The organism is Niveispirillum sp. CC-CTL257, from assembly GCF_059489915.1.
The window spans coordinates 3,068,481-3,094,894 of the sequence record NZ_JCAJXE010000001.1; the positions used below are offsets into that span (position 1 = coordinate 3,068,481).

General features: G+C 64.8%; 29 protein-coding genes. 26 read left to right on the plus strand and 3 right to left on the minus strand.

Going from position 1 to position 26,414, the window contains the following annotated elements:
• The first annotated feature begins 232 nt into the window (after positions 1–232).
• The 16 genes from ABC729_RS14405 (at position 233) to ABC729_RS14480 (ending at position 17,463) form a co-directional block, all read left to right on the plus strand.
• Positions 233–982, plus strand: a complete 750-nt coding sequence (locus ABC729_RS14405; RefSeq protein WP_495608241.1) for an electron transfer flavoprotein subunit beta/FixA family protein — start codon at positions 233–235, stop codon at positions 980–982.
• Between the two features lie 28 nt (positions 983–1,010).
• Entirely contained in the window at positions 1,011–1,949 is a 939-nt protein-coding gene (locus ABC729_RS14410) for an electron transfer flavoprotein subunit alpha/FixB family protein (protein WP_495608242.1), read from the plus strand.
• Positions 1,950–2,219: 270 nt separating this feature from the next.
• Positions 2,220–3,092: a 3-hydroxybutyryl-CoA dehydrogenase gene (locus ABC729_RS14415; protein WP_495608243.1), complete on the plus strand. Its 873-nt coding sequence runs from the start codon at positions 2,220–2,222 to the stop codon at positions 3,090–3,092.
• Positions 3,093–3,161: 69 nt separating this feature from the next.
• Entirely contained in the window at positions 3,162–3,581 is a 420-nt protein-coding gene (locus ABC729_RS14420; RefSeq protein ID WP_495608244.1) for a putative toxin-antitoxin system toxin component, PIN family, read from the plus strand.
• Complete coding sequence (locus tag ABC729_RS14425) at positions 3,578–3,835, plus strand: hypothetical protein (RefSeq protein ID WP_495608245.1); 258 nt, start codon at positions 3,578–3,580, stop codon at positions 3,833–3,835. Before ABC729_RS14420 ends, ABC729_RS14425 begins: the two co-directional genes overlap by 4 nt.
• Before the next feature lie 96 nt (positions 3,836–3,931).
• Complete coding sequence (locus ABC729_RS14430; RefSeq protein WP_495608246.1) at positions 3,932–4,504, plus strand: L,D-transpeptidase scaffold domain-containing protein; 573 nt, start codon at positions 3,932–3,934, stop codon at positions 4,502–4,504.
• 8 nt (positions 4,505–4,512) lie between these two features.
• Positions 4,513–5,655, plus strand: a complete 1,143-nt coding sequence (locus tag ABC729_RS14435) for a L,D-transpeptidase family protein (protein WP_495608247.1) — start codon at positions 4,513–4,515, stop codon at positions 5,653–5,655.
• A gap of 194 nt (positions 5,656–5,849) precedes the next feature.
• Positions 5,850–6,518: a peptidoglycan L,D-endopeptidase MepK gene (mepK, locus tag ABC729_RS14440; protein WP_495608248.1), complete on the plus strand. Its 669-nt coding sequence runs from the start codon at positions 5,850–5,852 to the stop codon at positions 6,516–6,518.
• Positions 6,506–7,366, plus strand: coding sequence for a penicillin-insensitive murein endopeptidase (gene mepA, locus ABC729_RS14445; protein ID WP_495608249.1), 861 nt, complete (start codon positions 6,506–6,508; stop codon positions 7,364–7,366). Before mepK ends, mepA begins: the two co-directional genes overlap by 13 nt.
• 139 nt (positions 7,367–7,505) lie before the next feature.
• Entirely contained in the window at positions 7,506–9,020 is a 1,515-nt protein-coding gene (locus ABC729_RS14450; RefSeq protein ID WP_495608250.1) for an ATP-binding cassette domain-containing protein, read from the plus strand.
• Between the two features lie 198 nt (positions 9,021–9,218).
• Positions 9,219–9,305 (plus strand): potassium-transporting ATPase subunit F, encoded by an 87-nt coding sequence (locus ABC729_RS14455; RefSeq protein ID WP_495608686.1) that lies wholly within the window; start codon positions 9,219–9,221, stop codon positions 9,303–9,305.
• A 31-nt stretch (positions 9,306–9,336) separates the two neighbouring features.
• Positions 9,337–11,028, plus strand: coding sequence for a potassium-transporting ATPase subunit KdpA (gene kdpA, locus ABC729_RS14460; protein WP_495608687.1), 1,692 nt, complete (start codon positions 9,337–9,339; stop codon positions 11,026–11,028).
• Between the two features lie 17 nt (positions 11,029–11,045).
• Complete coding sequence (gene kdpB, locus ABC729_RS14465; protein ID WP_495608251.1) at positions 11,046–13,136, plus strand: potassium-transporting ATPase subunit KdpB; 2,091 nt, start codon at positions 11,046–11,048, stop codon at positions 13,134–13,136.
• A gap of 12 nt (positions 13,137–13,148) precedes the next feature.
• A complete protein-coding gene (gene kdpC / locus ABC729_RS14470; RefSeq protein ID WP_495608252.1) occupies positions 13,149–13,715 on the plus strand; it encodes a potassium-transporting ATPase subunit KdpC in 567 nt (188 codons plus the stop codon).
• A gap of 233 nt (positions 13,716–13,948) precedes the next feature.
• Positions 13,949–15,658: a flavin monoamine oxidase family protein gene (locus ABC729_RS14475; RefSeq protein ID WP_495608253.1), complete on the plus strand. Its 1,710-nt coding sequence runs from the start codon at positions 13,949–13,951 to the stop codon at positions 15,656–15,658.
• 89 nt (positions 15,659–15,747) lie between these two features.
• Complete coding sequence (locus tag ABC729_RS14480; protein ID WP_495608254.1) at positions 15,748–17,463, plus strand: alpha-keto acid decarboxylase family protein; 1,716 nt, start codon at positions 15,748–15,750, stop codon at positions 17,461–17,463.
• 35 nt (positions 17,464–17,498) lie between these two features.
• Here ABC729_RS14480 and ABC729_RS14485 read toward each other — a convergent pair whose 3' ends face one another.
• Genes ABC729_RS14485 through ABC729_RS14495 form a run of 3 tightly spaced genes read right to left on the minus strand, consistent with a single transcriptional unit; the run spans position 17,499 to position 19,657 of the window.
• Entirely contained in the window at positions 17,499–17,921 is a 423-nt protein-coding gene (locus tag ABC729_RS14485; RefSeq protein ID WP_495608255.1) for a hypothetical protein, read from the minus strand.
• A gap of 21 nt (positions 17,922–17,942) precedes the next feature.
• The gene (locus ABC729_RS14490; protein WP_495608688.1) at positions 17,943–18,734 is read right to left on the minus strand and encodes a HesA/MoeB/ThiF family protein; all 792 of its coding nucleotides are present in this window, start codon (positions 18,732–18,734) and stop codon (positions 17,943–17,945) included.
• Between the two features lie 14 nt (positions 18,735–18,748).
• On the minus strand, positions 18,749–19,657 hold the full coding sequence (locus tag ABC729_RS14495) for a TSUP family transporter (protein WP_495608256.1): 909 nt from the start codon (positions 19,655–19,657) through the stop codon (positions 18,749–18,751).
• A gap of 55 nt (positions 19,658–19,712) precedes the next feature.
• On the opposite strand from ABC729_RS14495, the gene ABC729_RS14500 reads away from it, so the two are divergent.
• From ABC729_RS14500 to ABC729_RS14545, 10 genes are all read left to right on the plus strand, one after another.
• Positions 19,713–19,958 carry a type II toxin-antitoxin system Phd/YefM family antitoxin gene (locus ABC729_RS14500; protein WP_495608257.1) on the plus strand — a complete coding sequence of 82 codons (246 nt, stop codon included), beginning with the start codon at positions 19,713–19,715 and terminating at the stop codon, positions 19,956–19,958.
• The gene (locus ABC729_RS14505) at positions 19,958–20,362 is read left to right on the plus strand and encodes a type II toxin-antitoxin system VapC family toxin (protein ID WP_495608258.1); all 405 of its coding nucleotides are present in this window, start codon (positions 19,958–19,960) and stop codon (positions 20,360–20,362) included. The genes ABC729_RS14500 and ABC729_RS14505 overlap by 1 nt, the downstream gene beginning before the upstream one ends.
• Before the next feature lie 149 nt (positions 20,363–20,511).
• On the plus strand, positions 20,512–21,006 hold the full coding sequence (locus tag ABC729_RS14510; protein ID WP_495608259.1) for an HPr kinase/phosphorylase: 495 nt from the start codon (positions 20,512–20,514) through the stop codon (positions 21,004–21,006).
• Positions 21,003–21,947: an RNase adapter RapZ gene (gene rapZ / locus ABC729_RS14515; protein WP_495608260.1), complete on the plus strand. Its 945-nt coding sequence runs from the start codon at positions 21,003–21,005 to the stop codon at positions 21,945–21,947. Before ABC729_RS14510 ends, rapZ begins: the two co-directional genes overlap by 4 nt.
• Complete coding sequence (locus ABC729_RS14520; RefSeq protein WP_495608261.1) at positions 21,944–22,348, plus strand: PTS sugar transporter subunit IIA; 405 nt, start codon at positions 21,944–21,946, stop codon at positions 22,346–22,348. Before rapZ ends, ABC729_RS14520 begins: the two co-directional genes overlap by 4 nt.
• A 27-nt stretch (positions 22,349–22,375) precedes the next feature.
• Complete coding sequence (locus ABC729_RS14525) at positions 22,376–22,669, plus strand: HPr family phosphocarrier protein (protein ID WP_495608262.1); 294 nt, start codon at positions 22,376–22,378, stop codon at positions 22,667–22,669.
• 30 nt (positions 22,670–22,699) lie between these two features.
• The gene (gene ptsP, locus ABC729_RS14530) at positions 22,700–24,499 is read left to right on the plus strand and encodes a phosphoenolpyruvate--protein phosphotransferase (protein WP_495608263.1); all 1,800 of its coding nucleotides are present in this window, start codon (positions 22,700–22,702) and stop codon (positions 24,497–24,499) included.
• 46 nt (positions 24,500–24,545) lie between these two features.
• Positions 24,546–25,190, plus strand: a complete 645-nt coding sequence (locus ABC729_RS14535; RefSeq protein ID WP_495608264.1) for a hypothetical protein — start codon at positions 24,546–24,548, stop codon at positions 25,188–25,190.
• Positions 25,139–25,342: a hypothetical protein gene (locus ABC729_RS14540; RefSeq protein ID WP_495608265.1), complete on the plus strand. Its 204-nt coding sequence runs from the start codon at positions 25,139–25,141 to the stop codon at positions 25,340–25,342. The genes ABC729_RS14535 and ABC729_RS14540 overlap by 52 nt, the downstream gene beginning before the upstream one ends.
• Before the next feature lie 76 nt (positions 25,343–25,418).
• Positions 25,419–26,411: a zinc-dependent alcohol dehydrogenase gene (locus ABC729_RS14545; protein ID WP_495608266.1), complete on the plus strand. Its 993-nt coding sequence runs from the start codon at positions 25,419–25,421 to the stop codon at positions 26,409–26,411.
• Positions 26,412–26,414: the final 3 nt, after the last annotated feature.

A 26,414-nucleotide genomic window follows, 5' to 3' on the forward strand; every position in this document is an offset into this window, starting at 1 on the left:
ATGATTGATCGGTCGATGGCGCGCAACCAGTAACGAAATTACGTTTAAACGTTACCGGACGCACACTATTGACATGTGCGGTGCAGCAATTCTAAGGTCCGCCCCCATTAACGGGGCTGGACGGCAGGCGTTGATTGCCCAATCTTAAGGCCCAGGTTCTAACGAATGGCTGAAAGCCAGGGTGAACAGGCGGGGACCATCCACCGCCGGCTATCATGCGAGGGGATCGCCAATGAAAGTCCTAGTCGCCGTTAAGCGTGTTGTTGACTACAACGTCAAGATCCGCGTTAAGCCCGACGAGAGCGGTGTCGAGCTTGCGAATGTGAAGATGTCGATGAACCCGTTTGACGAGATCGCGGTTGAGGAAGCCGTGCGGTTGAAGGAAGCGGGTAAGGCGACGGAGATCGTGGTCGTGTCGATCGGCCCGACGGCGGCGCAGGAGACGATCCGTACCGCACTGGCCATGGGTGGCGACCGCGGCGTTCTGGTGCAGACCGATGCCGAGGTGCAGCCGCTGGCCGTGGCCAAGCTGCTGAAGGCCGTGGTGGCCAAGGAAGCGCCGGATCTGGTGATCCTGGGTAAGCAGGCCATCGATGATGACAGCAACCAGACGGGTCAGGCGCTGGCAGCATTGCTGGGCTGGGGCCAGGGCACGTTTGCGTCCAAGGTCGTGCCGGGCGACGGTGCCGTGGCCGTGACGCGGGAGATTGATGGCGGGCTGGAGACTTTGTCGCTGAAGCTGCCGGCGGTGGTGACCACCGACCTGCGCCTGAACGAGCCGCGCTATGCCTCGCTGCCCAACATCATGAAGGCCAAGAAGAAGCCGATCGAGGTGGTGGCACCGGACGCGCTGGGCGTGGATATCACCCCGCGCCTGACCACGCTGAAGGTGACGGAGCCGGCCAAGCGCAAGGGCGGCGTCAAGGTCGCCTCTGTGGCTGAGCTGGTCGCCAAGCTGCGCGACGAAGCGCGCGTCATCTGATCTGCAACGCATTCCAAGGATACGCAACATGAGCATTCTGGTTGTTGCCGAGCCCTCCACGGGTGCGGTGAAGAAGCCGACGCTGACCACGCTGGGCGCGGCCGCCAAGATCGGTGGGCAGACGCATGTGCTGGTCGCCGGTTCGGGCGTGGGCGAGGCCGCGAAGGCGGCCGCCTCTGCCGCCGGCGTGGCCAAGGCGCTGGTGGCCGAAGGTGCCGAATATGCCAACCCGCTGGCCGAGAATTTCGCGCCGCTGGTGGTGGCGGCCGTGAAGGCCGGTGGGTACAGCCATGTGCTGTTCACCGCCACGACCTTTGGCAAGAACCTGGCCCCGCGCGTGGCGGCCCTGCTGGATGTGCAGCAGATCAGCGAGATCAGCGGCGTGGTCGATGCCGACACGTTCGAACGCCCGATCTATGCCGGCAATGCCATCGCCACGGTGAAGTCGTCGGACGCCATCAAGGTGATTACCGTGCGCGGCACGGCGTTTGAGGCGGCGGGCGAGACCGGTGGGGCCGGTGTGGTCGAGACGCTGAGCGCCACGGGTGAGGCGGGTCTGTCCAGCTTTGTCAGCGCTGAGCTGACCAAGTCGGAGCGCCCGGAGCTGACCTCTGCCCGCGTCATCGTCTCGGGCGGGCGCGGCATGCAGTCGGGCGACAATTTCCCGATGCTGGACAAGCTGGCGGACAAGCTGGGGGCGGCGGTGGGGGCATCCCGCGCGGCGGTCGATGCCGGGTTCGTGCCCAACGATTATCAGGTCGGCCAGACCGGCAAGATCGTGGCCCCGGAACTGTACATCGCCGTCGGCATCTCGGGCGCTATCCAGCATCTGGCCGGCATGAAGGACAGCAAGGTCATCGTCGCCATCAACAAGGACGAAGAGGCCCCCATGTTCCAGGTGGCCGATTACGGCATCGTCGGCGACCTGTTCAAGATCGTCCCGGAACTGACTGAGGCCCTGGGGTGATTTGTGACAACGCGCCGGGGTGCCCCGGCGCGTTTTTTCCAACCCGGTATTGGACAAATGTCGCCGGGACGAAGGCGGTGCCTTCATGCAAGAGTGGGTGATACTGACTGTCAGTCAGTACGGCGGCGACCGCCGCCGCGCGCCACATGGCGGGTAGCCAAGCCCACGGATGTGGGTGCCGGCGAATGAGGGGCATGAAAGATTGACCAACGGTTAAAGATTTCATGCCGTTGGCATATGTTGGGATTCCAACCCTGAATGGGGACTGTGATGATCGAGAAGGTTGGCGTTATCGGGGCGGGTCAGATGGGCAGTGGCATCGCGCAGGTCTGCGCGGCGGCGGGCCTGTCGGTGGTGATCTCGGACATCAATGCCGAACAGCTGACCAAGTCTGTGGCTGGTATCGCCAAGAATTACGACCGTCAGATCGCCAAGGGCAAGATGAGTGTTGCCGAAAAGGACGCGGCCCTGGCCCGGATCGCCACCTCCACCGAACTGTCCATCTTCAAGGACAGCGATCTGGTGATTGAGGCAGCGACCGAGTCGGAGGATGTCAAGCGCCTGATCCTGAAGGCCCTGGTCCCCAACCTGTCGCCCACCACCATGGTGGCGACCAATACCAGCTCCATCTCCATCACCCGTCTGGCCGCCGCCACCGACCGGCCCGAAAAATTCATCGGCATGCATTTCATGAACCCGGTGCCGGTGATGCAGCTGGTGGAGATCATCCGGGGCATCGCGACCGACGACCATACGTTCCAAGCCATCAAGGCCCTGACGGTCCGGCTGGGCAAGACAGCGGCCATTGCCGAGGATTTCCCCGCCTTCATCGTCAACCGCATCCTGCTGCCCATGATCAATGAGGCGGTCTATACGCTGTATGAGGGCGTGGGCGGGGTGGAGGCCATCGACACGGCCATGAAGCTGGGTGCCAACCACCCGATGGGTCCGCTGGAGCTGGCGGATTTCATCGGCCTGGATACCTGCCTGTCGATCATGCAGGTCCTCTATGAAGGGCTGGCCGACAGCAAGTACCGCCCCTGCCCCCTGATGGTGAAATATGTTGAGGCAGGGTGGCTGGGCCGCAAGGTCGGTCGCGGCTTCTACGACTATTCCGGCCCCACCCCGCGCCCGACGCGGTAAGCGGGAAAAACAAACCCTCTTTCGACATTCCCAGTGTATCTATGTGATGCACGGGGGATGTATGGGGCCATGAGGGTTGTCATTGATACATCAGTGATAGTGGCAGGACTGCGCAGCAATCTTGGGGCTGCGCATCACGTCTTGCGTATGGTGTATGATGGCGATCTCCTGCCGCTCGCATCCACCGCACTCTTCCTGGAATATGAAGATGTGCTGACCCGGCCAACATTCCTAACGGCCGCAGGGTTGGATTTCGACGAGATAGGCACCTTCCTTGCGGGCTTCGCGGCACTGATTTCGCCGGTGACTATCGATGTCTCTTGGCGTCCTGTTTCAAATGACCCAGATGATGACAGGGTGTTGGATTGCGCTATAAATGGTGGGGCGTTGGCCATCATTACGCATAATGTCCGCGACCTGGACATCGCCCGCCGGTTTGGTATTTCGGTTCTGCGTCCGGGTAATTTGATTTGGAGGCTTCGCAGATGACACAGCTTTCACTGCAACTCCCCGATGATCTGACGGCTGCGGCTGCCGATCTGGCAGAACGGTCAGGTATCAGCCTGAATGCCTATATTACGGCGGCACTGGCAAGCCGGGTCGCCGCCCAATCCCAAACGGAAGCATTCTTTAAGCAGAGAGCGGCAGGGGCGAGCCGTGAAGATTTCCTTGCCATTCTTAACAAGGCAGGCCGGGGAAATCCGCCTATGCTAGGTGATGAGCTTCCAGTGGTCGAACAATGACAGGACCCAAGTATCCAAACCGCTTTGCCTGAAGGAGGGGTTCGTATTCCCCTTGCCCGATGTTACGCTGCCTCCATCCGGCGTGGTGTAGCGGAGATGATGGTGGGTTCAGTTCTGTTGCGTGGTCTGTATATGGGGCTTCTGACCGGGTTCCTGGCCCTGTCCGCTGCCGCGAAGGCGGCCCCCGATTTCGCCACCGCCCTACAGCACCGACTGACCAGCGGCATCGGCACGCCGGAAACCGACCGGGACAGTCAGGATTTGCTGACCCTGGGGCGGTTTTATGAGAAGCGGCACTATGCGCCGGCCTGGATTGAGCAGGGCAAGCCGTCTGACCGCGCCCGATTGCTGCTGCTAGCCCTGCAGAAGGCGGCGTCGCAGGGGTTGAACCCCGCCGATTATGGCGTTGCGCGCATCGCCACCCTGCTGGAGCGCGGCGACAGCCCGGATGCGCTGGCGGAGCTGGAGGTGATGCTGTCGCATGGCGCGCTGGACTATGGGCGTGATCTGGCCACGGGTCGGCTGGCCCCCATGACCATCGACAGCGAGCTTTACGTCGAAAAGCGCGAGATTGATGTCCTGACCCTGCTGGGCCGGTTGGCCACCCTGCCCGACCCCGGCACCGAACTGGCCGAGCTGCCCCCCGCCGCGCGGAATATCAGCGCCTGATCGGTGCCTTGCAGCATTATCGCGAACTGGCGGCAGCGGGCGGGTGGAAGCCGGTCCCGGTCACCGATGTCTCCCTGAAACCCGGCGGCAATGACGAACGGCTGCCGGCCCTGCGCGCCCGGTTGAAGGTGACGGGAGAACTGGCCGCCGATGCGCCGGTGCCCGACGACCCGACCCTGTTTGATGATGCAACCATCGAGGCGCTGAAGAAGTTCCAGTCCCGCCATGGGCTGGAGCCGGACGGGGTTCTGGGCAAGCAGACCTTGTTGGCGCTGAATATCAGTGCTGAACAGCGCGTGGCCCAGATCGCCATGAATATGGAGCGCTGGCGCTGGATGCCCATCGATATGGGGCCATCCTATATCCTGGTCAATCTGGCAGCCTTTCACCTGTCGATCTTCGATCAAGGTAATGTGGTGCATGAGGCGCGCGTGGTGGTGGGGACCAGTTCCACGCGCACCCCCGTCTTTTCCCGCAAAATGTCCTATCTGGAGATCAACCCCTATTGGCATGTGCCGGCCAAGATCGTGCGGGATGAGATTTTCCCCAAGGCCAAGAAGGACCCCACCTATCTAGCCAAGCAGGGCTATGAGCTGCTGTCCGACTGGTCGGAAAGTGCCGTACCGGTTGATCCCAAAACCCTGGATTGGGCGCATATGACGCGCCTGCCCTATCGCGTGCGCCAGGTGCCGGGGGATAAGAACAGTCTGGGCCGCATCAAGATGATGTTCCCCAACGAGTTCGACGTCTATCTGCACGACACGCCGTCCAAGAACCTGTTCAACCGTGCCAATCGCAGCTTCAGCCATGGCTGTATCCGGGTGGAGCATCCGTTCGACGTGGCCGACACCATCCTGCGCCTGACCGGTACCACTGACTGGCCGCGCACACGCGTGGATGAAGTGCTGGCCGGCGGGCAGCGCACCGTGGTGCGGCTGAAAAAGCCCATTCCTATCCATATTTCCTATGTCACGGTCTTCGTGGCCGATGATGGATCGGTGAATTTCCGGTCCGACATCTATGGCCGCGACCGCAAGCTGGCCACGGCCCTGCGCGCCTCGCGCGTTAAATGGGACGCGGTCGAGGCCGAGGCGCGGCTGGCCCCCGGCGGGGCCGCAGCGGGCAAGGCCACGGACAGCAGCAATCGCTGAGCCCCGATCACGGAAGAGATAGGCGGGAAATAGGCCGGAAGGGTGGATTTCTGCTTGCACCGCCTATGCCGTTCTGCCAGAAGTGCAAATGTGTCCTGCTTATGGCGCGGGGCATTTGGCGAAATCAGGGAAGAGAGTGTCCCCGGCGCAACGGACGCGGGGGGTGCCTGACGGGGCTGAAGGGGGATTTGGGCATGGTGGCACGGCCGAACACGACCGACCTGACCATTGGAATGACGCCCGACATCCCTCCTGAATCCGCCCTTGTCCCCTGTGCCCCCCTTGATACCGCTGTTGAAACCGGTCGCCGTGGCTTCCTGCGCGGGCTTGGTGGCTTGTTCCTGGGTGCCGGTGCGGCGATTGCCGCCCCCACCATCATCAGCAATCCAGCCGAGGCTGCCGCCGTCGCCGCACCGCGCCGGCAGCTCTCCTTCGTTTCGCTGCATACAAGCGAGAAGCTGAAAGTCACCTACTACAATAACGGCTCTTACGACCGGTCGGCGCTGAAGGATGTGAACCACATGCTGCGCGACTGGCGCACGGGCGAGGTGGGAAGCATGGATCCCAAGCTGCTGGACCTACTGTTCCAGCTGCGTCAGCGCCTGCGCACCGATGAGCCGTTCCAGGTGATTTCCGGCTATCGCTGCCCCAAGACCAACGCCATGCTGGCGTCAAAGTCGGAAGGGGTGGCGACCAAGAGCCTGCATATGGAAGGCAAGGCCATCGACATCACCATGGCGGGCCGGCAGTTGAGCCGCATCCGCCAGGAGGCGCTGAACCTGCGCATGGGCGGTGTGGGTATCTACAGCAAGACCGGCTTCGTGCATGTCGATACGGGCCGCGTGCGGCAATGGGGCGTCTGACGTACCGGTCAGTGCCCGTCCTTCTGGCCCTGCTGCTGGGCACCGCGCCCGCCCTGGCCGCTGACAGCCATCAGCATGGCAATGCCCCTGCGCCCCACAATCTGCGCCAACCGGCCAAGGGCGCGCCGGAACCCATCGGTGGATATGCCAATGGCTGTGTGCGCGGGGCAGAGGCCCTGCCCGCCGATGGTCACGGCTATCAGGTGCTGAACCTGTCCCGTCACCGCAATTACGGCCATCCCCAGCTGATTGCTTATCTGAAGGCGCTGGCGGGGGAGGTGGATCGGGAAGGGTTGGGCATCCTGTCCATCGGCGACATGTCCATGCCGCGCGGCGGGCGCATGAAGACGGGCCATGCCAGTCACCAGATGGGGCTGGATGTGGACATCTGGTTCGCCCTGGACTTGGGTCACCTGCCGGTGCCCGCGCGGGAGCGGGAAGATTTCGCCAGCATGGTGGATACCAAGGCCCAGCGCGTGAACAGCAATTTCGGCCCGGCTCAGGCGCGTCTGGTGAAACTGGCGGCAGCCGCCCCCAATGTGACCCGTATCTTCGTGAACCCGGCCATCAAGCTGGCTTTGTGCGAGGGGGAGAGTGGGGACAAGGGCTGGCTGCGCAAGGTGCGGCCCTGGTTCGGCCATGCCGCCCACCTGCATGTGCGCCTCGCCTGTCCTGCCGGTGCCAGCCAGTGCGAGGTGCAGGAACCGCCGCCCGAGGGTGATGGCTGTGGTGAGGAACTGCTGAGCTGGTTCAAGCCACCCCCGCCGGTGACCGGGCCACCGGCCCCGCCGAAACCTCCGCCGCCCCCGCCCGCCGCCTGTCTGGCGCTGTATGCCGAGCCGGATTGAGGGGGATCTTTACATCCGAGATCGGATGGGTTAAGGTCCGCGCCGTTGCAAGCCGGAGCCTGACGCCCATGGATATGAACCCGCACATCTGACCGCCGCCCCCTCCGGGGCCGTCTTATGTCTGAGCTGGGTTTCATCCATGCCATATTGGCTTGTGGTCGAGGGGCTGTGCTTCGCGCACGCTGCCGATCGGTCATTGATCGACAAACTTTCCCTTTCCATCGCTGATGAACGGGTCGCCCTGGTGGGTGGCAACGGGGTTGGCAAAACGACATTGCTGCGCCTGCTGACGGGGGCGTTGTCGTCGTCGCGCGGGCATGTGACGCGGCGGGGCCGGCATTTCTACTGGCCGCAGATGCCGGAGCCGGGGCAGCGGGTGGGCGATGTGTTGCCCGGCGATGACCCCGCCCGCCCCGGTGTGCTGTCGCGCCTGGGCCTGCCGGCGGACCTCCCCGACAACCTGCCCTTGGACAGATTGTCGGGCGGGCAGGTGGCGCGGCTGCGGCTGGCCGCCATCCGGTTGGTCGGTCCCGACCTTCTGATCCTGGATGAACCAGGTAATGATCTGGATGCGGATGGGCGTGGCCTGCTGGCCGACCTGATCCGGCGTTGGCGTGGCGGGTTGCTGCTGGTCAGTCATGAGGTTGGGCTGCTGTCGCTGGCCGACCGTATCCTGGACCTGTCGCCGCTGGGCCTGCGCAGCCATGGCGGCGGCTATCCGGGCTGGCTGGCGGCCAAGGCGGCTGAACGGCAGGCGGCGGAGCGCGCCCTGGCCGATGCCGGCAAACAGGCGCGTCTGGCCCAGGCGAGTACGCAGGAGGAAGCGGCCAGGGCCGCCCGCCGGGCAAGGACCGGCAAACAGGAAAAGGCGCGCGGGTCGAATGCGCCCATCCTGATGGGCATGCGGCGCGATAATGCCGAACGGGCGGCATCGGCCCGCCGCATCAAGGGGGAGCGGCAGCGGGAAGCGGCGGACCACGCGCTGAATGAGGCGCGCCGCCGCCTGCCCCCACCCCTGCCGCCGCTGGACATGGCCATCGGTTCCGCGCGGGTGCCCGGCGGCAAGGTTCTGCTGCGCGTGGCCGGGCTGTGCCTGTCGCGTGGCGGACGGCCCCTTTGGCGGGACCTGTCGTTTGACATTGCGGGACCGGCGCGCATCGCCCTGACGGGACCCAACGGGGTGGGGAAAAGCAGTCTGCTGGATTGTCTGACCGGGGTGCTGACCCCTGATGCGGGGACGATCATGCAGGCGCCGGGCCTGCGTCTGGCCCGGCTGGATCAGCGGCTGGCCGCCGCATCGGATGACACGCCACTGTCACTGGTCCGCGCGGCGCAGGCGGGGCAGGGGGAAGGGGCGATCCGGGCGGCCCTGGCCCGGTTCGGCTTTCGCGCCGACGCCGCCCTGGTGCCGCTGCGCCAGCTGTCGGGCGGTATGCGGGTGCGGGCATATCTCTGCGCGGCCCTGGGCGGGACGGCCCCGCCACAGCTGTTGCTGCTGGATGAACCGGCCAACCATCTGGATATGGAAGGGCGTGCCTGCCTGCTGGAGGCTTTGCGCGCCTTTGACGGGGCGCTGATCCTGGTCAGCCATGATGCTGACTTCCGCAACGCGGTGGGGGTGACGGCGACCATGCGGCTGGGGGAATCCTCATAAACGGATTTTAATGTCTGCGCCTGGCTTCCCGTCTCGAACCTTTATGCGCCGTCATGGCCCTTTATCCAGCATGGCCGCGCCCGTTCGGGGCCGGCATGCTGGAGTGGGAACCATGCAAGACATCATCCTGACGCTGCTGCTTGTGGGGCTGTTCGCCCTGGGCCTGGGCTTTGCCCATGCCTGTGAGGGGCTGTGACCATGATCGACATGATCCTGGGGCTGGTCACGGCGGTTTCGCTGGGCCTGTACCTGTTTCACGTCCTGTGCCGGCCTGAGCGCTACTGAGCGGAGCCAAGCCTTGACCCTTATCGGTTGGATGCAGATCGCGCTGTTCTGCGCGGTCATTCTGGCGTTGACGCGGCCGCTGGGCGGCTACATGACGCGCCTTTTCGCGGGCGAGCGGACATTTCTGTCGCCCATCCTGGGGCCGGTCGAGACCGGCTTTTACCGGCTGGCGGGGGTGGATGCCCGCAGCGGGCAGCATTGGCTGTCCTATGTCACGGCCATGCTGGTCTTCAATGCCGCTGGCGCCCTGCTGCTCTATGCGCTGCAGCGCGGGCAGGGCGCCTTGCCCCTGAACCCGCAGGGCCTGCCCGGCGTGGGGCCGGAACTGGCCTTCAACACGGCCATCAGCTTTGTCACCAACACCAACTGGCAGTCCTATGCCGGTGAAAGCACCATGTCCTACCTGACCCAGATGGCCGGGCTGGCGGTGCAGAATTTCCTGTCGGCGGCGACGGGCATCGCCCTGGCCCTGGCGCTGGTGCGCGGCTTTGCGGCGCGGTCGGCCAAACAGATCGGCAATTTCTGGGCCGACATGACCCGGGCCACGCTGTATCTGCTGCTGCCGCTGAGCATCGTCGCGGCCCTGTTCTTCGTCTGGCAGGGCGTGCCGCAGAATTTTGACGCTTATACCGTGGCGACGACTTTGGAGGGGGCGCAGCAGACCATCGCCCAGGGCCCGGTGGCCAGCCAGCTGGCCATCAAGATGCTGGGCACCAATGGCGGCGGCTTCTTCAATGCCAATTCGGCCCATCCGTTCGAAAACCCGACGGCCCTGTCCAACTTTGTGCAGATGCTGCTGATCTTCGCCATTGGTGCCGGCCTGACCAACCTGTTCGGGCGGATGGTGGGGGATGAGCGTCAGGGCTGGTCCCTGCTGGGTGCCATGGGCGTGCTGTTCATCGCGGGTGTGGCCCTGGCTTACTGGGCCGAAGCCGGCGGCAATCCGCTGCTGACCGGGTTCCATGTCGATCAGACGCTGGGCAATATGGAGGGCAAGGAGGTGCGGTTCGGCACCGCCATGTCCGCCCTGTTCGCCACTATCACCACCGCCGCCTCCTGCGGGGCCGTCAATGCCATGCATGACAGTTTCATGGCCCTGGGCGGTCTGGTGCCGATGATCAACATGGTGCTGGGCGAGATCATTGTAGGCGGCGTGGGGGCCGGACTGTACGGCATGCTGCTGATGGCCATTATCACCCTGTTCGTGGCGGGCCTGATGGTGGGGCGGTCGCCCGAATATGTCGGCAAGAAGCTGGAAGCACGCGAGATCAAGCTGACCGTGCTGTCGATCCTGGCCATGCCGTCCATGATCCTGATTTTCAACGCCATCGCCCTGGTGTTGCCCGCCGGCCTGTCGGGTATTCAGGATGCCGGGCCGCATGGCTTCTCAGAGGTGTTCTACGCCTACACCTCAGCCGCGGCCAATAATGGCAGCGCCTTTGCCGGGCTGACGGCGTCCAACGGCTGGTACACGGTGACGCTGGGCATCGCTATGTTCGTGGGCCGGTTCTTCATCATCGTGCCCATGCTGGCCATTGCCGGATCGCTGGCCGCGAAGAAGGCCGCTCCGCCCTCGGCGGGCACCTTCCCCACCACGGGCGGATTGTTTGTCGGCCTGCTGGTCGCCGTCATCCTGATCGTGGGTGGCCTCACCTATTTCCCCGCTTTGTCGCTGGGTCCCGTGGTCGAGCATCTGATGCTGACCAATGCTGTGACGTCCTGAGCGACCGGAGAGTAACCATGCGACATCAAGACATGGCGACGGGCCAGGGCAATAAACGCCTGGCCACCGCATCTTTCCTTGACCCTGACATTCTGTGGCCGGCGGTCCGGGCCAGCTATGCCAAGCTGAACCCCGCCCTGCTGATCCGTAACCCCGTCATCTTTCTGGTGGCCGTGGTGGCGATGCTGGCCAGTGTGCTGCTGCTGCGTGATCTGGTCAGCGGCGGGGCGCAGACGGGTTTCTCGGTTCAGATCGTGCTGTGGCTGTGGTTCACGGTGCTGTTCGCCAACTTTGCCGAGGCGGTGGCGGAGGGGCGCGGCAAGGCTCAGGCAGCCAGCCTGCGCCGGGCCCGCACCGAAACCGTGGCCCGCAAGCTGCCCGGCCCTGATCCTGACGCCGATACGGTAACGGTTCCCGCTGCCAGCCTTGTCATCGGCGACCATGTGCTGGTCGCGGCGGGTGACCTGATCCCCGGTGACGGGGAGGTGGTGGTGGGCATCGCCACTGTTGATGAAAGCGCCATCACGGGCGAAAGCGCGCCGGTGATCCGCGAAAGCGGTGGCGACCGGTCCGCTGTGACGGGCGGCACCCGGGTCCTGTCGGACCAGATTGTGGTGCGCATCACGGCGGCGCAGGGGTCCACCTTTCTGGACCGCATGATTGCCCTGGTCGAAGGGGCGGAACGGCAGAAGACGCCCAATGAGATCGCGCTGAACCTGCTGCTGGTCGGCCTGTCGCTGATCTTCCTGCTGGTGGTCGCCACCATTCCGGGCATGGCCGCCTATGCCGGTGGGTCGGTGCCGGTCATCGTGCTGGTGGCCCTGTTCGTCACCCTGATCCCCACCACCATCGGGGCCTTGCTGTCGGCCATCGGTATTGCCGGCATGGACCGGCTGGTGCGGTTCAATGTGCTGGCAACCTCGGGCCGGGCGGTGGAGGCGGCGGGTGATGTCGATACGCTGCTGCTGGACAAGACGGGGACGATCACCCTGGGCAACCGACACGCCACCGAATTCCTGTCCCTGACCGGGGTGACGGAGCGGGAACTGGCGGCGGCAGCGCAATTGTCCAGCCTGTCGGACGAAACGCCGGAAGGCCGGTCCATCGTCGTCCTGGCCAAGGACCGCCATGGCCTGCGCCAGACGGAGGTGACGGGTCAGCAGGTGCGGTTCGTGCCTTTTGCGGCCCAGACGCGGATGAGTGGTGTCGATATTGACGGTGTGCAGATCCGCAAGGGGGCCGTGGATGCCGTCCTGCGCCATGTCGCGGCCCTGCGCGGCACGGGGTCGGTGAAGATGCCGGAACTGGACGCGCTGGCCGAACGTATTGCCAAGGCCGGCGGCACGCCGCTGGCCGTGGCGCGCGGTGACCGGGTGCTGGGCATCGTGCATCTGAAGGACATCATCAAGGGCGGTATCCGCGACCGGTTCGCTGAACTGCGCCGCATGGGCATCCGGACCGTGATGATCACCGGCGACAATCCCCTGACGGCGGCGGCCATCGCGGCGGAAGCCGGCGTGGATGATTTCCTGGCCCAGGCCACGCCGGAGGATAAGTTGAACCTGATCCGCCGCGAACAGGCCGATGGGCGTCTGGTCGCCATGTGTGGTGACGGCACCAACGACGCGCCGGCCCTGGCCCAGGCCGATGTTGGTGTCGCCATGAATACCGGGACCCAGGCCGCGCGTGAGGCCGGGAACATGGTGGATCTGGACAGTGATCCGACCAAGCTGATCGAGATTGTGTCCATCGGCAAACAGCTGCTGATGACACGCGGCAGCCTGACCACCTTCTCCATCGCCAATGATGTGGCGAAATATTTCGCCATCATCCCGGCGATGTTTGCGGGGCTTTATCCGGCGCTGGGTGCCCTGAATGTCATGGGGCTGGCGACGCCGCAATCGGCCATCCTGTCGGCCATCATCTTCAACGCGCTGATCATCATCGCCCTGATCCCGCTGGCCCTGAAGGGGGTGGCCTATCGTCCGCGCCCTGCGGCGGGTCAGCTGTCACGCAATCTGCTGATCTATGGGTTGGGCGGGCTGCTGGTGCCGTTTGCCGGCATCAAGCTGATCGATATGGGCGTCACGGCCCTTGGTCTGGCGTAAGGAGTTCTCATCATGCTGAAACAACTGCGTCCAGCCCTGGTACTGCTGGTTTTGTTCACCCTGGTCTGCGGGGTTGGCTATCCGCTGCTGGTCACCGGTGCCGGTCAGGCCCTGTTCCCGCATCAGGCAGAGGGAAGCCTGATCCGCCGGCCCGACGGATCGGTCCTGGGGTCCGACCTGATCGGTCAGGCCTTTACGGGGGAGCGGTATTTTCATCCCCGCCCGTCGGCGGCGGGGGCCGGGTATGACGCTGCCGCGTCGGGCGGGTCCAACCTGGGCCCCACCGCTGCCGCCCTGTCGGAAAGGGTGAAGGCCGATGCCGCCCGCCTGGGTGCCACCGCCACCGCCCCGGTTCCCGGCGATCTGGTGACAGCGTCAGGCAGCGGCCTGGACCCGCATATCAGCCCGGCGGCCGCCCGTTTCCAGGTGGCTCGCGTGGCGGCGGCCCGCGGTCTTGACCCCGCCCGTCTGCAGGCCCTGGTGGATCAGCAGACGGAAGGACGCCTGCTGGGCCTGATCGGGGAACCGCGCGTCAATGTTCTGCGCCTGAACCTGGCACTGGACGCCATGATGCCGTGATGGCTGTCGGGGCGGCGGCTGATCCGGTGCTGCCGCCCCGGTAACCTTTGGTCATCCAAAGGCAGCATCACTACAGCGAATATATAAATATTCAAAATATGCACTATGCAATGTTAACGAGTAAATCATTTGCCGGTCATACGACCTGTCATTAGTCTCTCTCCATTCTTGCAAGCGCATGGCGGCCAACCCGGTCCACCCTGCGCCCACCAGCCGGAGCGGAGGGGATGGGAATGAGCGATATCCTGGATATAGCGATTGTCGGTGGCGGCGTGACCGGCACCTATTGCGCCTGGCGCCTGACGGGGGATCAGGGGATTACGGGGGCCAAGGTGGCGATGTTTGAATATAGCGACCGGATCGGTGGTCGGCTTTACACCAAGACCATCCCCGGCATGCCCAACATCGCCGCCGAACTGGGTGGCATGCGCTATATCCCGCCCAGCGAAGATGACGATGCCTCTAACCAGCCGATGGTCAGCAACCTGATCGACGCGCTGGGCCTGCCCTCGCATGTCTTCCTGATGGGCAATCCCAAGCCGGGTCCCGATGGGCAGCCCATCGGCGAAAAGGACAATATCTTCTTCCTGCGCGGCAAGCACCTGAAGATGAAGGAGCAGTCGGACCCGGACAAGGTGCCCTACAACCTGTCCTGGAACGAACGCGGCAAGAGTGTGAATGACCTGCAGGTCTTCGCCTTCGATCTGCTGGTGCCCAAGAACAAGCGCAATTCGCTGGATGCGCTGATGGAAACTACGGTGTTCGGGCATCCGCTCTACACCTACGGTTTCTGGAACCTGATGAGCCAGACCCTGTCGTCGGAAGCCTATCAGTTCATGAAGGATGCCGGCGGCTATGACGCGAATGTCGCCAATGCCAATGCCGTGGCCCAGCTGCCGGCCACCGAATATGCCAATACCAGTGGCTTCAAGGCCATTACCGGCGGGTACCAGCGTCTGCCCCTGACTTTGGCCGAACAGGCGGGCAAGCAGGGCACCGACATCCGCATGAACAGCCGGATTTCGCGTATCGAACGGGGCGAGGACGGCGTTTACAGCCTGACCGTGGTCGAAACGGAAACCCAGCTTGTCTATGCCGACCTCGGCGGCCTGCGCGAGGTGACGCGCGACAAGGAAGGGGTAGAACCCACCATCGTGAAGGCCAAGGATATCATCCTGGCCCTGCCGCGCCGGTCGCTGGAACTGATCGAATGGGTGGAATGGAAGAAGCCCGACGTTAAGGCCATGGTCGATTCGGTGCTGATCCAGGACGCGTTCAAGCTGCTGCTGGCCTATGATTATCCCTGGTGGGAGGCGCAGGGCCTGGTGGCGGGCCGTTCCATCACCGACCTGCCCGTGCGCCAGATTTATTATTTCGGGACGGAAGAGGATCAGCCGCATGGGGAAAAGGGCAATACCCGCTCCCTGCTGATGGCCTCCTATAACGACATCACCACCGTTCCCTTCTGGAAGGGTCTGGAAAAGGGCGCCCCCTTCCTGGGCCGCCTGCCCGAGGGGGTGAAGGGTGTGGATAAGGAAAGGTCCGGGTCGGGTGAGGAAGGCACGCCCATCCCGCTGGCCGAATGCATCGCCACCGACGCCATGGTCTCCAGCGCGCATTCGCAGATCCTGGCGGTCCATGGTCTGGTCGATGTCGATCAGCCCTATTCGGCCATCTATCACGATTGGTCGGGCGACCCGTATGGCGGCGGCTGGCACGAATGGAAGGCGGGTTTCCGCTACGACAAGCTGATGCCCGCCATCCGTCAGCCGGTGCTGAAAGACCGCGTCTTCATCTGTGGTGAGGCCTATTCCAACAATCAGGGCTGGGTCGAGGGCTGTTTGCAGACCGCCGAACATGTGCTGCTGGAGAAGTTCGACCTGCCCTGGCCCACCTATCTGGCGCACCTGAAGGATCAGAAGGCCGCCGTCCTGGGGCCGTAAGCCGCCTTGCAGAACAGGGGTGCCCGGCTCTGCGGGCACCCCCCCTGACCCGATCCGACCCTAAGGTTTTCCCAAGGGAGATGGCACCCATGTCCGCACTTCCCATTGAATTCACCGTTTCCGACTATCTGATCCAGCGCCTGCATGAGGCCGGCCTGCGCGATGTCTTCACGGTACCGGGCGATTATGTCGCCCGCTGGTTCGACTATATCGATGACAAGGCCCGCAATGTCGGGTCACAGCTGAACCGCCTGGGCTGCCGGTCAGAGCTGGAGGCGGGATATGCCGCCGATGCCTATGGCCGCATCAACGGCATCTCCTGCGCTGCCGTCACCTATGGCGTGGGCGCCTTCTCCCTGATCAATCCGGTGGCCGGTTCCTATGTGGAGCGTGTGCCGACGGTCGCCATTTCCGGCAGCCCCGGCACCGGCAGCGCCGACCGGCCCTTCGCCCGCAGCTACAAGATCCTGCTGCATCATGCGACGGGCAATTATGAGGCCGACCGCAACGCGTATGAGGACATCACGGCCGAAGCCATCATCATCAGTGACGCCGCGGAGGCCCCTTCCATGATCGATGGCGCGCTGGGGGCCGCCCTGTCGGAAAAGCGCCCCGTCTATATCGAAATCTGGCGGCAGCTGTGGGATGCGCCCTGCGCGAAGCCAGAAAAGCCGCTGATCATCCCGCCCCTGCCCGTTGATCAGGATGCCGTGGACGCCGCCGCTGCGCATGTGGCCAGCCTGATCAAGGCCGCCGCCAAGCCCCTGTTCTGGGGCGGGATCGAGGTGCAGCGCTACGGCCTGCAAAGCGGGTTCGCGGGTCTGGTCGATCAGACGGGCATCCCCTATGTCACCAGTCTGCTGGCCAAAAGCGTGCTGGCCGAAACCCATCCGGGCTTCATCGGCACCTATACGGGGCCGTCATCGGATTATTCCACCTATAACACCGTCGATCTGTCCGATCTGGTGGTGGTGACGGGCGACCTGCTGACCGATGATTATGAAGGCTTCGTGGGCAAGGATTTCCGCCAGATGGTGGTGGCCTATGACAGCACGGTGCGGGTGGGCGAGGCCTATTATTTCCAGGTGCCGCTGACGGCCTTCATTGAGGCCCTGTCCATCGCGCTGAAGGGCGCGGGCAAGCGCGAACCCTGGGCCGTGAAGGGTCTCGCCGTCATTGATCCGGATTTCAAGCCCTTCCCGCCGGATGTCATCACTTATGCCCGCTTCTTCCAGCGCATGCTGACCTGGGTCGAAGCCGACATGACCCTGGTGCCCGATGAAAGCAGCAGCATGTATGTCAGTTGCAACATCCCCGTGAACCGCGCCAATGGCTTTGTGTCAGAGGCGGCCTGGGGCAGCATCGGCTATGCCTCGGCGGCGGCCCTGGGCCTGTCGGTGGCGGCACCCGATGCGCGGCCCGTGGTCTTTGCCGGCGATGGCGGGTTCCAGATGGTGGCGCAGACGGTCAGCACCATGGCCGTCTATAAGCGCAATCCCATCATCTTTGTCATGGCCAACACCATCTATGGCATCGAACAGGCCCTGACCAACGACAAGGCCTATACCGAGGGCCAGCCCTTCAATCCGTTCAATGTCATTCCCCGCTGGGATTATGCCGGGCTGGCGGTGGCGCTGGGGGCCAAGGGCGTGGCGGTGACGACCCTGACGGAGCTGGAGAGCGCCTTGTCGACAGTGAAGGCCGATCTGGATTCCGTCTGGCTGGTGCAGGTCAACCTGCCCGCCGACGACATCCCGCAGGAGATCCTGCGCTTGGCCACCAATGTTGGCCCGACACCGCCGTAAGGTGTTGGGGGGGCGGTGCCACCACCCGCCCCCTTTCACACAAACAGCATCTGATCGCCGGGCCGCACCTGACCCAGCAGGGTGACCATGCCCGTCGTTTCCACATTCAGGTCAGGACGCAGCACCGGCTCGCGGATGCCCAGCGCGCGCCAGCCCATTTCACAGGCCAGGAACGCCACACCCAGCTCGGCACAGGCGGTCAGCAATTCGTCGAACGTGCCCACGCCGCGATGGGCCAGCGTATCGTCACGCGCCTCCGGGCTGGTGCCATCGTCAGAGAAATCCAGGCGTTTCCACCCCTCCCGCGCCATCAGGGCCGGCAGGGCGCGGCCTGTGAAGAACAGTGTCACGGGCCTGCCCGTGGCCACGGCGGCGGCGGCGGTGACCAAGGCGTAATGCACACGGTCATAGCCACCGGACTGGATCACCAGCACCAGACCCCATTTACCGTCGGACATTCAGACGCTCCCGCCGTGGTTTCACTGATGATGAGACAGGTCGATGTAGGTCGGATGCGTGCCGCAGACCGGGCAATCCGGGTCGCGGCGGATTTTCACGGTGCGGAACCCCGTCTCCAGCGCCGAATACATCAGCAGGCGGCCCGAGAGGCTATCGCCGATGCCCAGCAATTCCTTCAACACCTCAACGGCCTGAAGGCTCCCCATTGTTCCCGCCAGGGCACCCAGAACCCCGCCTTCGGAGCAGGAGGGGATCATGCCGGGCGGTGGTGGTTCACGGAAGATACAGCGGTAACAGGGGTGCGGGTCACCGCAATGCCCCTTGAAGGTGGAAAGCTGCCCGTCAAAACGCAGCATGGCCGCACTGACCAGTGTTTTGCCGGCCAGATAGCAGGCATCGTTCAACAGAAAACGGGTCGCGAAATTGTCGGTCCCGTCGGCTACGACATCGTAACCGGCGATGATGTCCAGCACGTTGGACCGGTTCAGGCGGGTCTTATGGATCTCCACCTTCACATCCGGGTTGATGGCGGCGATGCGGGCCGCCGCACTGTCCACCTTGGGCATGCCGATGCCGGCGGTATCGTGGATCACCTGACGCTGCAGGTTCGACAGATCGACGACATCATCATCGACAATCCCGATGCGCCCCACCCCGGCGGCGGCCAGATACAGCAGCATCGGCGCGCCTAAACCGCCCGCGCCAACGATCAGTGCGGAGGATGACAGAAGCTTCGACTGCCCCTCCCCGCCCACCTCGCGCAGCATGATGTGGCGGGCGTAGCGGTCGATCTGACTGTCGGTCAGGTCCAGCATGAAGGGCTTCCTCAGGCGGCAAACAGGTCGCGGAGCAGAAGATACAGAGGGTGGTTGGGCTGCGCCACCAATCGGATGGTCATACCCAGACAGACAATGACCAGCAATGGACGCACCAGTTTTGCCCCAAAGCGCATGGCGGCGTGGCTGCCGGCCCAGGCGCCGATCACCTGTGCCACCGCCATGATCAGGCCCGCCTTCCAGACGATCTGCCCGCCCAGCGCGAAGACGCCCAGGCTGACGACGTTGCTGGTGAAATTCAGCAACTTGGTATTGGCCGTGGCGCGGCGCATGTTCATGCCCAGCAGCGCTACACAGCCCAGCGCGAAAAAGCTGCCCGTGCCCGGCCCGAAGAACCCGTCATAGAAGCCGACCGCGAAGCCGATGGTCAGGCTGAAGGCTGGCAGGGTCATGCGGGCCTTGGCCTCCATATCGCCCACCCGCGGGCTGAGAAGGAAATATACGGCGATGGCGACCAGCAGGACGGGGATCACCGCTGTCATGAAGCCGGTTCCCGTCATCCGCACCACCATGGTGCCCGTGGCCGACCCGGCAAAGACACAGGCCACAGTGAAGGCCATGGATTTCAGTTCGATCTGTCCCGCCCGCCAGAAGGTGATCGTGGCCATGGCGGTACCAAAACTGCCCTGCAATTTGTTGGTGGCCAGTGCCGCCGCCGGCGGAATGCCCGTGGACAGCAGGGCCGGAATGGTGATCAACCCACCCCCACCGGCAATGGCATCGACAAAGCCGGCCAGCAACGCGGCACAGGCCAGGAAGACCAGAAGGTCGGTGGTCAGCAGTTCGGTCAAGATCAGGCCCGCAAGCGTGGGGAAGATGCGCCGATACTGATACGGGGTGCGGGCGGCGGGGGGAAGGGCGAAGGGGCCAGTCTGCCCCGACAGGGTTGACCAGCACATCGAATGGGCCCAACCTTTACTGACTGAAAGGGCAGTGCCCTACGGAGTACCGGCCATGCGTGAAATTCAGTCCACCGACGCTACATCCCAGCTTCCCGCGATTCTGGACGCGGTTGAGCGTGGCGAAACCGTCGCCATCACACGGCATGGTCGGCGCATCGCCCGTCTGGTTCCTGAACCGGCCCATCGCCAGGAACGCGCCGCCAGGGCGGTTGAGGCACTACGGGCTTTTGGGCAGCGCCATGGCCCGGTGCCAGTCGACGAACTTGTTTCGGACCGACGCGAAGGACAGCGCGGCTGATGCCGTTCGTGCTTGATGCCTCCATGGCAGCCAGTTGGGCCTTCACGGATGAAAGCACTGCGGTGGCGCAGCAGGTGCTGGGCCGTTTGACGCGGGATTATGCCGTCGTTCCCACCCTATGGTGGTTCGAGATACTGAACATCATCGCAATGAACGAGCGCCGTGGGCGACTGTCCGCCGACGCATCCGCCGAGTTTCTGGCCCTGCTTCATGGACTTGATATCGAGGTTGATCAAAGCCCGGATCAAGCTGCGATTTTGTCATTGGTCCGAGAGCACAGGTTGACAGCATATGACGCCGCCTATCTGGAGTTGGCGGTGCGGGAACGCCTACCGCTGGCCACATTCGACCGAGAACTGGCAAAGGCGGCGCAGCAGGCCGGTGTGGCGGTGCTGACCGTCTGACCACCGATTACCCTCGCTCCCCGCTCCCGCGTTTGCTAAGAAGGTTGCTCCAGTCGAAATCGGGCGGGATGGCCGGGATGGCGGAACATGGCGTGGATGGGTGGCGGGATGTTGCCCGCACGGACGTCTGATCCCATGTGTTGGTGATCATGGTCCAGATACATGCAAGCTGTGTCGCCATTGACGGAACGGCCCTGCTGCTGCGGGGGCCGTCGGGGGCGGGCAAGTCCGATCTGGCCCTGCGTCTGGTCGATGAAGGTGCGCGGCTGGTGGCTGATGACCGGGTCGACCTGTTGTCTGACAGCAAGGGCGGGCTGATCGCCCGTTGCCCACAGCCCATCGCGGGGCTGATGGAGGTACGGGGCCTGGGCGTGCTGCCGGTGCCCGCCATTGAGGCCGCACCCGTGGCCCTGATCGTGGATTTGAGCGCGGACGAGGAACGGTTGCCCGATCCGGGGTTTGAGATCATTGCCGGCGTCGCCCTGCCCCGCATCCGCCTGAACCCGTTTCATGTCTCCGCCCCGGCCAAGCTGCGCCTGGCCATGGCGGCCCTGGCGCGCGGCTGGCCGCTGGTGCCGGGGGAAAGCGCCTGGCGCGGGCTGGCGGCTGCTGCCGCCCAAAGCGCGCAAGGGGGCCGGGCATGAGCGAGACCAGCGCTTTTGGCCCTGATGGCCGCCTGCCCATCGTGGTTGCCACCGGCATGTCAGGCGGCGGTCTGTCCACGGCCATGAAATGCCTGGAAGATCTGGGCTATGAGGCGGTGGATAATCTGCGCCTGTCGCTGTTACAGCCGCTGGTCAGCCAGCCGCATGACCGGCCCCTGGTGATCGGTATCGACAGCCGCACCCGCGATTTCAACGCCCAGACCCTGCTGGCCCAGATATCGGAACTGCGCGCCCGACCCGACCTGCGTATGCGGCTGCTGTTCATGGATGCCCATGCCGATGCCCTGCAGCGGCGCTATACCGAAACACGCCGGCCCCACCCGATGGCGGCCGACCGGCCCGTTCTGGACGGGATTGCTACTGAACGCGTCCTGATGCAGCCGCTGCGCGAGGCGGCGGACGAGGTGGTGGACACCACCAATTTCTCCGTCCATGACACGCGCCGGCATCTGACGGGCCTGTTCCGGCTGGATGGCGGGCCGGGTCTGTCGATCTTCGTCACCAGCTTTGCCTATCGCCATGGCGTCCCGCGTGAGGCCGATCTGGTCTTCGACGTGCGGTTCCTGGATAATCCGCATTGGGACCCGGTCACCCGCCCCCTGACAGGGCTGGACCAGCCGGTGGCCGATTACATCACCCGCGATCCCGACTGGCCGGAATTCTTCGGCAATCTGACGCGGCTTCTGGAACCCTTGCTGCCCCGCTATGTGCGGGAGGGCAAGCATTACCTGACCATCGCGGTCGGCTGCACCGGCGGCCGTCACCGGTCGGTCTTCACCACCCATCTCCTGGCCAACTGGCTGAAGGAGCGGGGATACAAGGTGGGCGAGGCGCATCGCGATCTCGACCGCAAGGAGCAGGCACCGCCCGTCCCCGAAGATCGGGCGGCCGCCGGCACAAACCTGAGGGAAAGCGCATGATTGGCTTGGTCCTTGTTACCCATGGCAACCTTGCCGTGGAGTTCATTGCCGCCATGGAGCATGTGGTCGGCCCGCAGAAACAGGTCTGCGCCGTCTGCATCGGGCCGGAAGACGACATGGAACAGCGCCGCAACGACATTCTTGCCGATGTCGCCAAATGCGATGCCGGTGATGGCGTCGTGGTGTTGACCGACATGTTCGGCGGCACGCCGTCCAATCTGGCCATCTCCATCATGGACCGCGCCAGGGTGGAGGTGATCGCCGGCATGAACCTGCCCATGCTGATCAAGCTGGCCTCCATCCGCAAGACGGGTGCCGACCTGAAAAGTGCCGTCGCCGCCGCCCAGGAGGCGGGCCGCAAATATATCAACGTCGCCTCCGCCCTGCTGTCGGACGGCTGAACTTTTCACCTCGGAACCAGACCCCTGATGAGCGAAAGCCTTTTACCGCCCGACGCGCTGTCCCGCACCGTCACCATCCGCAACCGCCGCGGCCTGCATGCCCGCGCCGCTGCCAAGTTCGTGAAGCTGGCCGGTGATTTCGACGCGATGGTGGAGGTGGAGCGCGCCGACAATATCGTGTCGGGCGTGTCGATCATGGGCCTGATGATGCTGGCCGCCAGCATCGACACCACCATCGATATCCGCACCGCCGGCCCGCAGGCGCGCGAGGTGATGGACGCGCTGACCAAGCTGGTGGACGATAAGTTCGGCGAAGAGTGAAAAAGAACAAAGTTCGGGGAGTAGCCGCCCATGACCACGCGACAGCAGCCGGGCCTGACAGGCGCGGAAGCCGGACCCACGGCTGAACGGACCTTGCGCGGCCTGGGCGTATCGCCCGGCATCGCCATCGGTCCCGCCCATGTCATGGAGGCGGGTGCCATCCAGGTGCCCGAATATAATGTCGCCGAAACAGCGGTGGCGGACGAGGTGGCCCGATTCCACACCGCCGCCGAGAAGGCGCGCCGGCAGTTGGGCAAGCTTAAATCCAAGGCCGGAACCCTGCCCGCCGATGCCGCCGCTGATGTGGCCATCCTGCTGGACGCGCATCAGGCCATGCTGACGGGGTCACGCCTGATCCGGGGCGTGGAACGCCGGATCAGGGCCGAACGTCTGAATGCCGAATCGGCAGTCCAGCAGGAGATCGCGGTCCTGGCGCAAAGCTTTGCCGCCATGGATGACGCCTATCTGGCCGCCCGTGTGGCCGATGTGCGGGAGGTGGGACGCCGCCTGATCCGCAATCTGATGGAAACGCCCTATCAGGCCTTCTCCCGCCTGCCCGACGGTGCCATCATCCTGGCCGAGGAATTGTCGCCCGCCGACACGGCCCTTCTGGACCCGCGCCGCATCGGCGGCTTTGCCACCGTCCTGGGTGGAGCGGAAGGGCATACGGCCATCATGGCCCGCTCGCTCTCGCTGCCCGCTGTGCTGGGCGCTGCTGGCCTGTTGCAGGGGGTGGAGACGGGCGATCTGGTGGTGGTGGATGGGCGCGCGGGTCGCGTGCTGATCAACCCGTCAGAAGATGTGCTGGCCGATTACCGGCAGCGTCAGGCCCTGTGGAAGGCCGAACGCGAACAGTTGAAGGCGCTGGCCGGTCTGCCCGCCATCACCCGCGACGGCACCGAACTGACCCTGAACGCCAATCTGGAACTGCCGCGCGAGATGGAGAGCGCGCGGGATGCCGGGGCGGCGGGGGTTGGCCTGCTGCGGACCGAATTCATGTATATGAACCGCGACGATCTGCCGGGCGAGGAGGAGCAGTATCAGGAGCTGCGCGACCTGATCATCGCCATGGAAGGCCGGCCCGTCACCGCCCGCACCCTGGATGTGGGCGGGGAAAAGCTGGCGGGGGCGCTGGCGGACCGGTTTGCGACTCCGGCTAACCCGGCCCTGGGCCTGCGCGCCATCCGCCTGGGTCTGAAGGAACCAAAGCTGCTGGAGACACAGCTGGCCGCCATGCTGCGGGCCGGGGCCCATGGGCCCATCCGCATTCTGGTGCCGATGATCAGCAACCCATCGGAAATGCGCAAGGTGCGGGAACTGATGCGCGCCGTGGCCCGCCGCCTGCTGCGCCGGGGTCATGCCATCGCCGACCCGTTGCCGCCCCTGGGTGCCATGATCGAGATACCGGGGGCAGCACTCGCCGCCGACAGTCTGGCCAGCGTTTCCGACTTCTTCGCCATCGGCACCAACGATCTGATCCAGTACACCCTGGCCATCGACCGTGGCGATGAACAGGTGGCCTATCTCTATGACCCGCTGCACCCGGCCGTGCTGCGTCTGGTGCAGTTCACGGTGCAGGCGGCGGCGCGGGCCGGCATTCCCGTTTCCGTCTGTGGCGAAATGGCGGGCGACCCGCGCTATGCCGCCTTGTTGCTGGGGCTGGGTGTGCGGGAACTGTCGATGGCGCCGGGTAACCTGCCGCTGGTGAAGCGGCGGGTACGCGGGCTGGACCTGCGGGAGGCGACGCGGCGGGCCGGCATGATCATGGGCCAGACCGATGGTGGTCGAATTGCGGCGCTGCTGGATGATTTCAACGAGGCGTTGGGGTAAAAGAGATAGATATCCCTTCCCGCCCCCACTGATGCGAGGGCCGCCAATGACGCCATGGACCCGTAGAGCGCTCGCCCTGGCCACCCTTTTGGCCCTGGCAGGACCCGCATCCGCGCAAGCCGACCTGACCATCCGCGAGGAACGCAAGGTCGCCGTCGATGGCGGGCAGGAGGTCTGGCAACTGGCCTGGGTCGGTCCCGTGCGTGATTATTGCGAGGCGGTGAGCCCGGAAGTGGCCATGACCCCGGCCTGCGCCGCCTTCGCCCGTGGTCAGGCGGGCCGCCTGCTGCTGCGCCGGTTGCGCGATGGGGCCGTGGTGGATCAGTTTGATCCGGCCCCGGCCTTCAAGGGCATGGGCGATGGCTGGACCGATGGCTGGTCCCTTCTGCCCCGCCATGCGGCGCGCGACGATGATTATGAACGCTGGCTGGAGGATGAGGGTGCCTTTCTGCGCGCCGTCAAGGAACGTCCGCCCGCCACCGTTCTGGACCTGGATGATTATGATCGCGACGGCAAGCCCCAGGAATTCCTGATCCGTACCGAAACGGGGCCATCGGGTCGGGGGCTGTATGCTGCTGTCGGCCTGGTGGGGGGAAGCTGGGCTTTCTGCGCTCCACCGGGCGGCCCGACCGGGTGCTGGTGCTGCCGCGCGACATCTGGGTGGCGTTGCGTGAACGCGGCGGACCGGTAACGCGCATCCAGTCCGCCTGCGGTGACAAGGGTGCGGTTCTGCGCACCGAACAGGTCGTGACCGCCGCCGGTGGCAGGATCGTCGTGAAAACACGCGACTTCGACTGCGCCCCGGCTACCCCGTCCGCGCTGAAGGCGGAATATGACGGATAGGCATGACCAACCGGCCTTATACCACCGCCCCATCCATCCTATGCTGCGCCATCCCGTTCATGGAGCGTGAAAGCACATGACGCAATTGCCCGACCGCGCCACCGCCTTCTGGACGCTGGCCCCCGGCAAGGGGGCACTGTGCCAGCAGGAACTGCCCGAGCCCATGGCCGGTGACGTCCTGGTCCGCGCGCTGGTCAGCGGCATCAGCCGGGGGACGGAGGGGCTGGTCTTCCGGGGCGGGGTGCCGGAGGAATTGCATCCCGTGATGCGCTGTCCGTTCCAGGAGGGGGATTTTCCGGGGCCGGTGAAATATGGCTATGCCCTGGTCGGGATTGCGGAGTATGGGCCGGCTAACCTGAAGGGACGGCGGGTTTTCTCCCTGCACCCGCATCAGGATGTGTCGGTGATCCCGGTGGAGGGGTGCAGGCCGGTGCCCGACGCGGTGCCCACCGACCGCGCCATCCTGGCCGCCAATATGGAGACAGCACTGAACATCCTGTGGGATGGCGGGGCGGCCCCCGGACAGCGCATCGCTGTGGTCGGTGGGGGCATTGTCGGCGGTCTGGTAACCTATCTGGCGGCGCGCATGCCGGGGGCGGAGGTGACCCTGATTGATATCGACCCGGCCCGCGCCGAACTGGCCCGCGCCTTCGGGGCGGGCTTCGCGACGCCGGATCAGGCCGATGGCGGGGATTGCGATCTGATCATCCATGCCAGCGCCACGGAAAGCGGCCTTGCTACCGCCCTGCGCCTGGCCGGGATGGAGGCCACCATTGTGGAGGCGTCCTGGTATGGCGACCGGCCCGTGACGGTGGCGCTGGGCGGCGGGTTCCATGCCGGACGGCACCGCATCATCTCCTCCCAGGTGGGTAAGGTGTCGCCGGGCTTTCGCCCGCGCTGGACCCTGTCGCGGCGGCTGGACAAGGCCCTGTCGCTGCTGACCGATCCCGTCCTGGACCTTCTGGTCGGGCCGCGCGTTGACTTCACGGACCTGCCCTCGGCCATGGCGGACCTGACCGCCCTGCCCTTCGGGTGCCCTGTTGTTGTGTATAAGTACCCCGTTCCCTGAAAG

What these genes read in the sequence shown, in the direction of transcription:
- kdpC (WP_495608252.1), top strand. Translation starts at nt 13,149, where the DNA reads ATGCTGAAACAACTGCGTCCAGCCCTGGTACTGCTGGTTTTGTTCACC.
- ABC729_RS14430 (WP_495608246.1), top strand. Translation starts at nt 3,932, where the DNA reads ATGATGGTGGGTTCAGTTCTGTTGCGTGGTCTGTATATGGGGCTTCTG.
- ABC729_RS14480 (WP_495608254.1), top strand. Translation starts at nt 15,748, where the DNA reads ATGTCCGCACTTCCCATTGAATTCACCGTTTCCGACTATCTGATCCAG.
- ABC729_RS14425 (WP_495608245.1), top strand. Translation starts at nt 3,578, where the DNA reads ATGACACAGCTTTCACTGCAACTCCCCGATGATCTGACGGCTGCGGCT.
- ABC729_RS14525 (WP_495608262.1), top strand. Translation starts at nt 22,376, where the DNA reads ATGAGCGAAAGCCTTTTACCGCCCGACGCGCTGTCCCGCACCGTCACC.
- rapZ (WP_495608260.1), top strand. Translation starts at nt 21,003, where the DNA reads ATGAGCGAGACCAGCGCTTTTGGCCCTGATGGCCGCCTGCCCATCGTG.
- ABC729_RS14535 (WP_495608264.1), top strand. Translation starts at nt 24,546, where the DNA reads ATGACGCCATGGACCCGTAGAGCGCTCGCCCTGGCCACCCTTTTGGCC.
- ptsP (WP_495608263.1), top strand. Translation starts at nt 22,700, where the DNA reads ATGACCACGCGACAGCAGCCGGGCCTGACAGGCGCGGAAGCCGGACCC.
- ABC729_RS14450 (WP_495608250.1), top strand. Translation starts at nt 7,506, where the DNA reads ATGCCATATTGGCTTGTGGTCGAGGGGCTGTGCTTCGCGCACGCTGCC.
- mepK (WP_495608248.1), top strand. Translation starts at nt 5,850, where the DNA reads ATGGTGGCACGGCCGAACACGACCGACCTGACCATTGGAATGACGCCC.
- ABC729_RS14505 (WP_495608258.1), top strand. Translation starts at nt 19,958, where the DNA reads ATGCCGTTCGTGCTTGATGCCTCCATGGCAGCCAGTTGGGCCTTCACG.
- ABC729_RS14455 (WP_495608686.1), top strand. Translation starts at nt 9,219, where the DNA reads ATGATCGACATGATCCTGGGGCTGGTCACGGCGGTTTCGCTGGGCCTG.
- ABC729_RS14485 (WP_495608255.1), bottom strand. Translation starts at nt 17,921, where the DNA reads ATGTCCGACGGTAAATGGGGTCTGGTGCTGGTGATCCAGTCCGGTGGC.
- ABC729_RS14405 (WP_495608241.1), top strand. Translation starts at nt 233, where the DNA reads ATGAAAGTCCTAGTCGCCGTTAAGCGTGTTGTTGACTACAACGTCAAG.
- ABC729_RS14415 (WP_495608243.1), top strand. Translation starts at nt 2,220, where the DNA reads ATGATCGAGAAGGTTGGCGTTATCGGGGCGGGTCAGATGGGCAGTGGC.
- ABC729_RS14475 (WP_495608253.1), top strand. Translation starts at nt 13,949, where the DNA reads ATGAGCGATATCCTGGATATAGCGATTGTCGGTGGCGGCGTGACCGGC.
- ABC729_RS14500 (WP_495608257.1), top strand. Translation starts at nt 19,713, where the DNA reads ATGCGTGAAATTCAGTCCACCGACGCTACATCCCAGCTTCCCGCGATT.
- ABC729_RS14510 (WP_495608259.1), top strand. Translation starts at nt 20,512, where the DNA reads ATGGTCCAGATACATGCAAGCTGTGTCGCCATTGACGGAACGGCCCTG.
- mepA (WP_495608249.1), top strand. Translation starts at nt 6,506, where the DNA reads ATGGGGCGTCTGACGTACCGGTCAGTGCCCGTCCTTCTGGCCCTGCTG.
- ABC729_RS14495 (WP_495608256.1), bottom strand. Translation starts at nt 19,657, where the DNA reads ATGTGCTGGTCAACCCTGTCGGGGCAGACTGGCCCCTTCGCCCTTCCC.
- ABC729_RS14545 (WP_495608266.1), top strand. Translation starts at nt 25,419, where the DNA reads ATGACGCAATTGCCCGACCGCGCCACCGCCTTCTGGACGCTGGCCCCC.
- ABC729_RS14520 (WP_495608261.1), top strand. Translation starts at nt 21,944, where the DNA reads ATGATTGGCTTGGTCCTTGTTACCCATGGCAACCTTGCCGTGGAGTTC.
- kdpB (WP_495608251.1), top strand. Translation starts at nt 11,046, where the DNA reads ATGCGACATCAAGACATGGCGACGGGCCAGGGCAATAAACGCCTGGCC.
- ABC729_RS14410 (WP_495608242.1), top strand. Translation starts at nt 1,011, where the DNA reads ATGAGCATTCTGGTTGTTGCCGAGCCCTCCACGGGTGCGGTGAAGAAG.
- kdpA (WP_495608687.1), top strand. Translation starts at nt 9,337, where the DNA reads ATGCAGATCGCGCTGTTCTGCGCGGTCATTCTGGCGTTGACGCGGCCG.
- ABC729_RS14420 (WP_495608244.1), top strand. Translation starts at nt 3,162, where the DNA reads ATGAGGGTTGTCATTGATACATCAGTGATAGTGGCAGGACTGCGCAGC.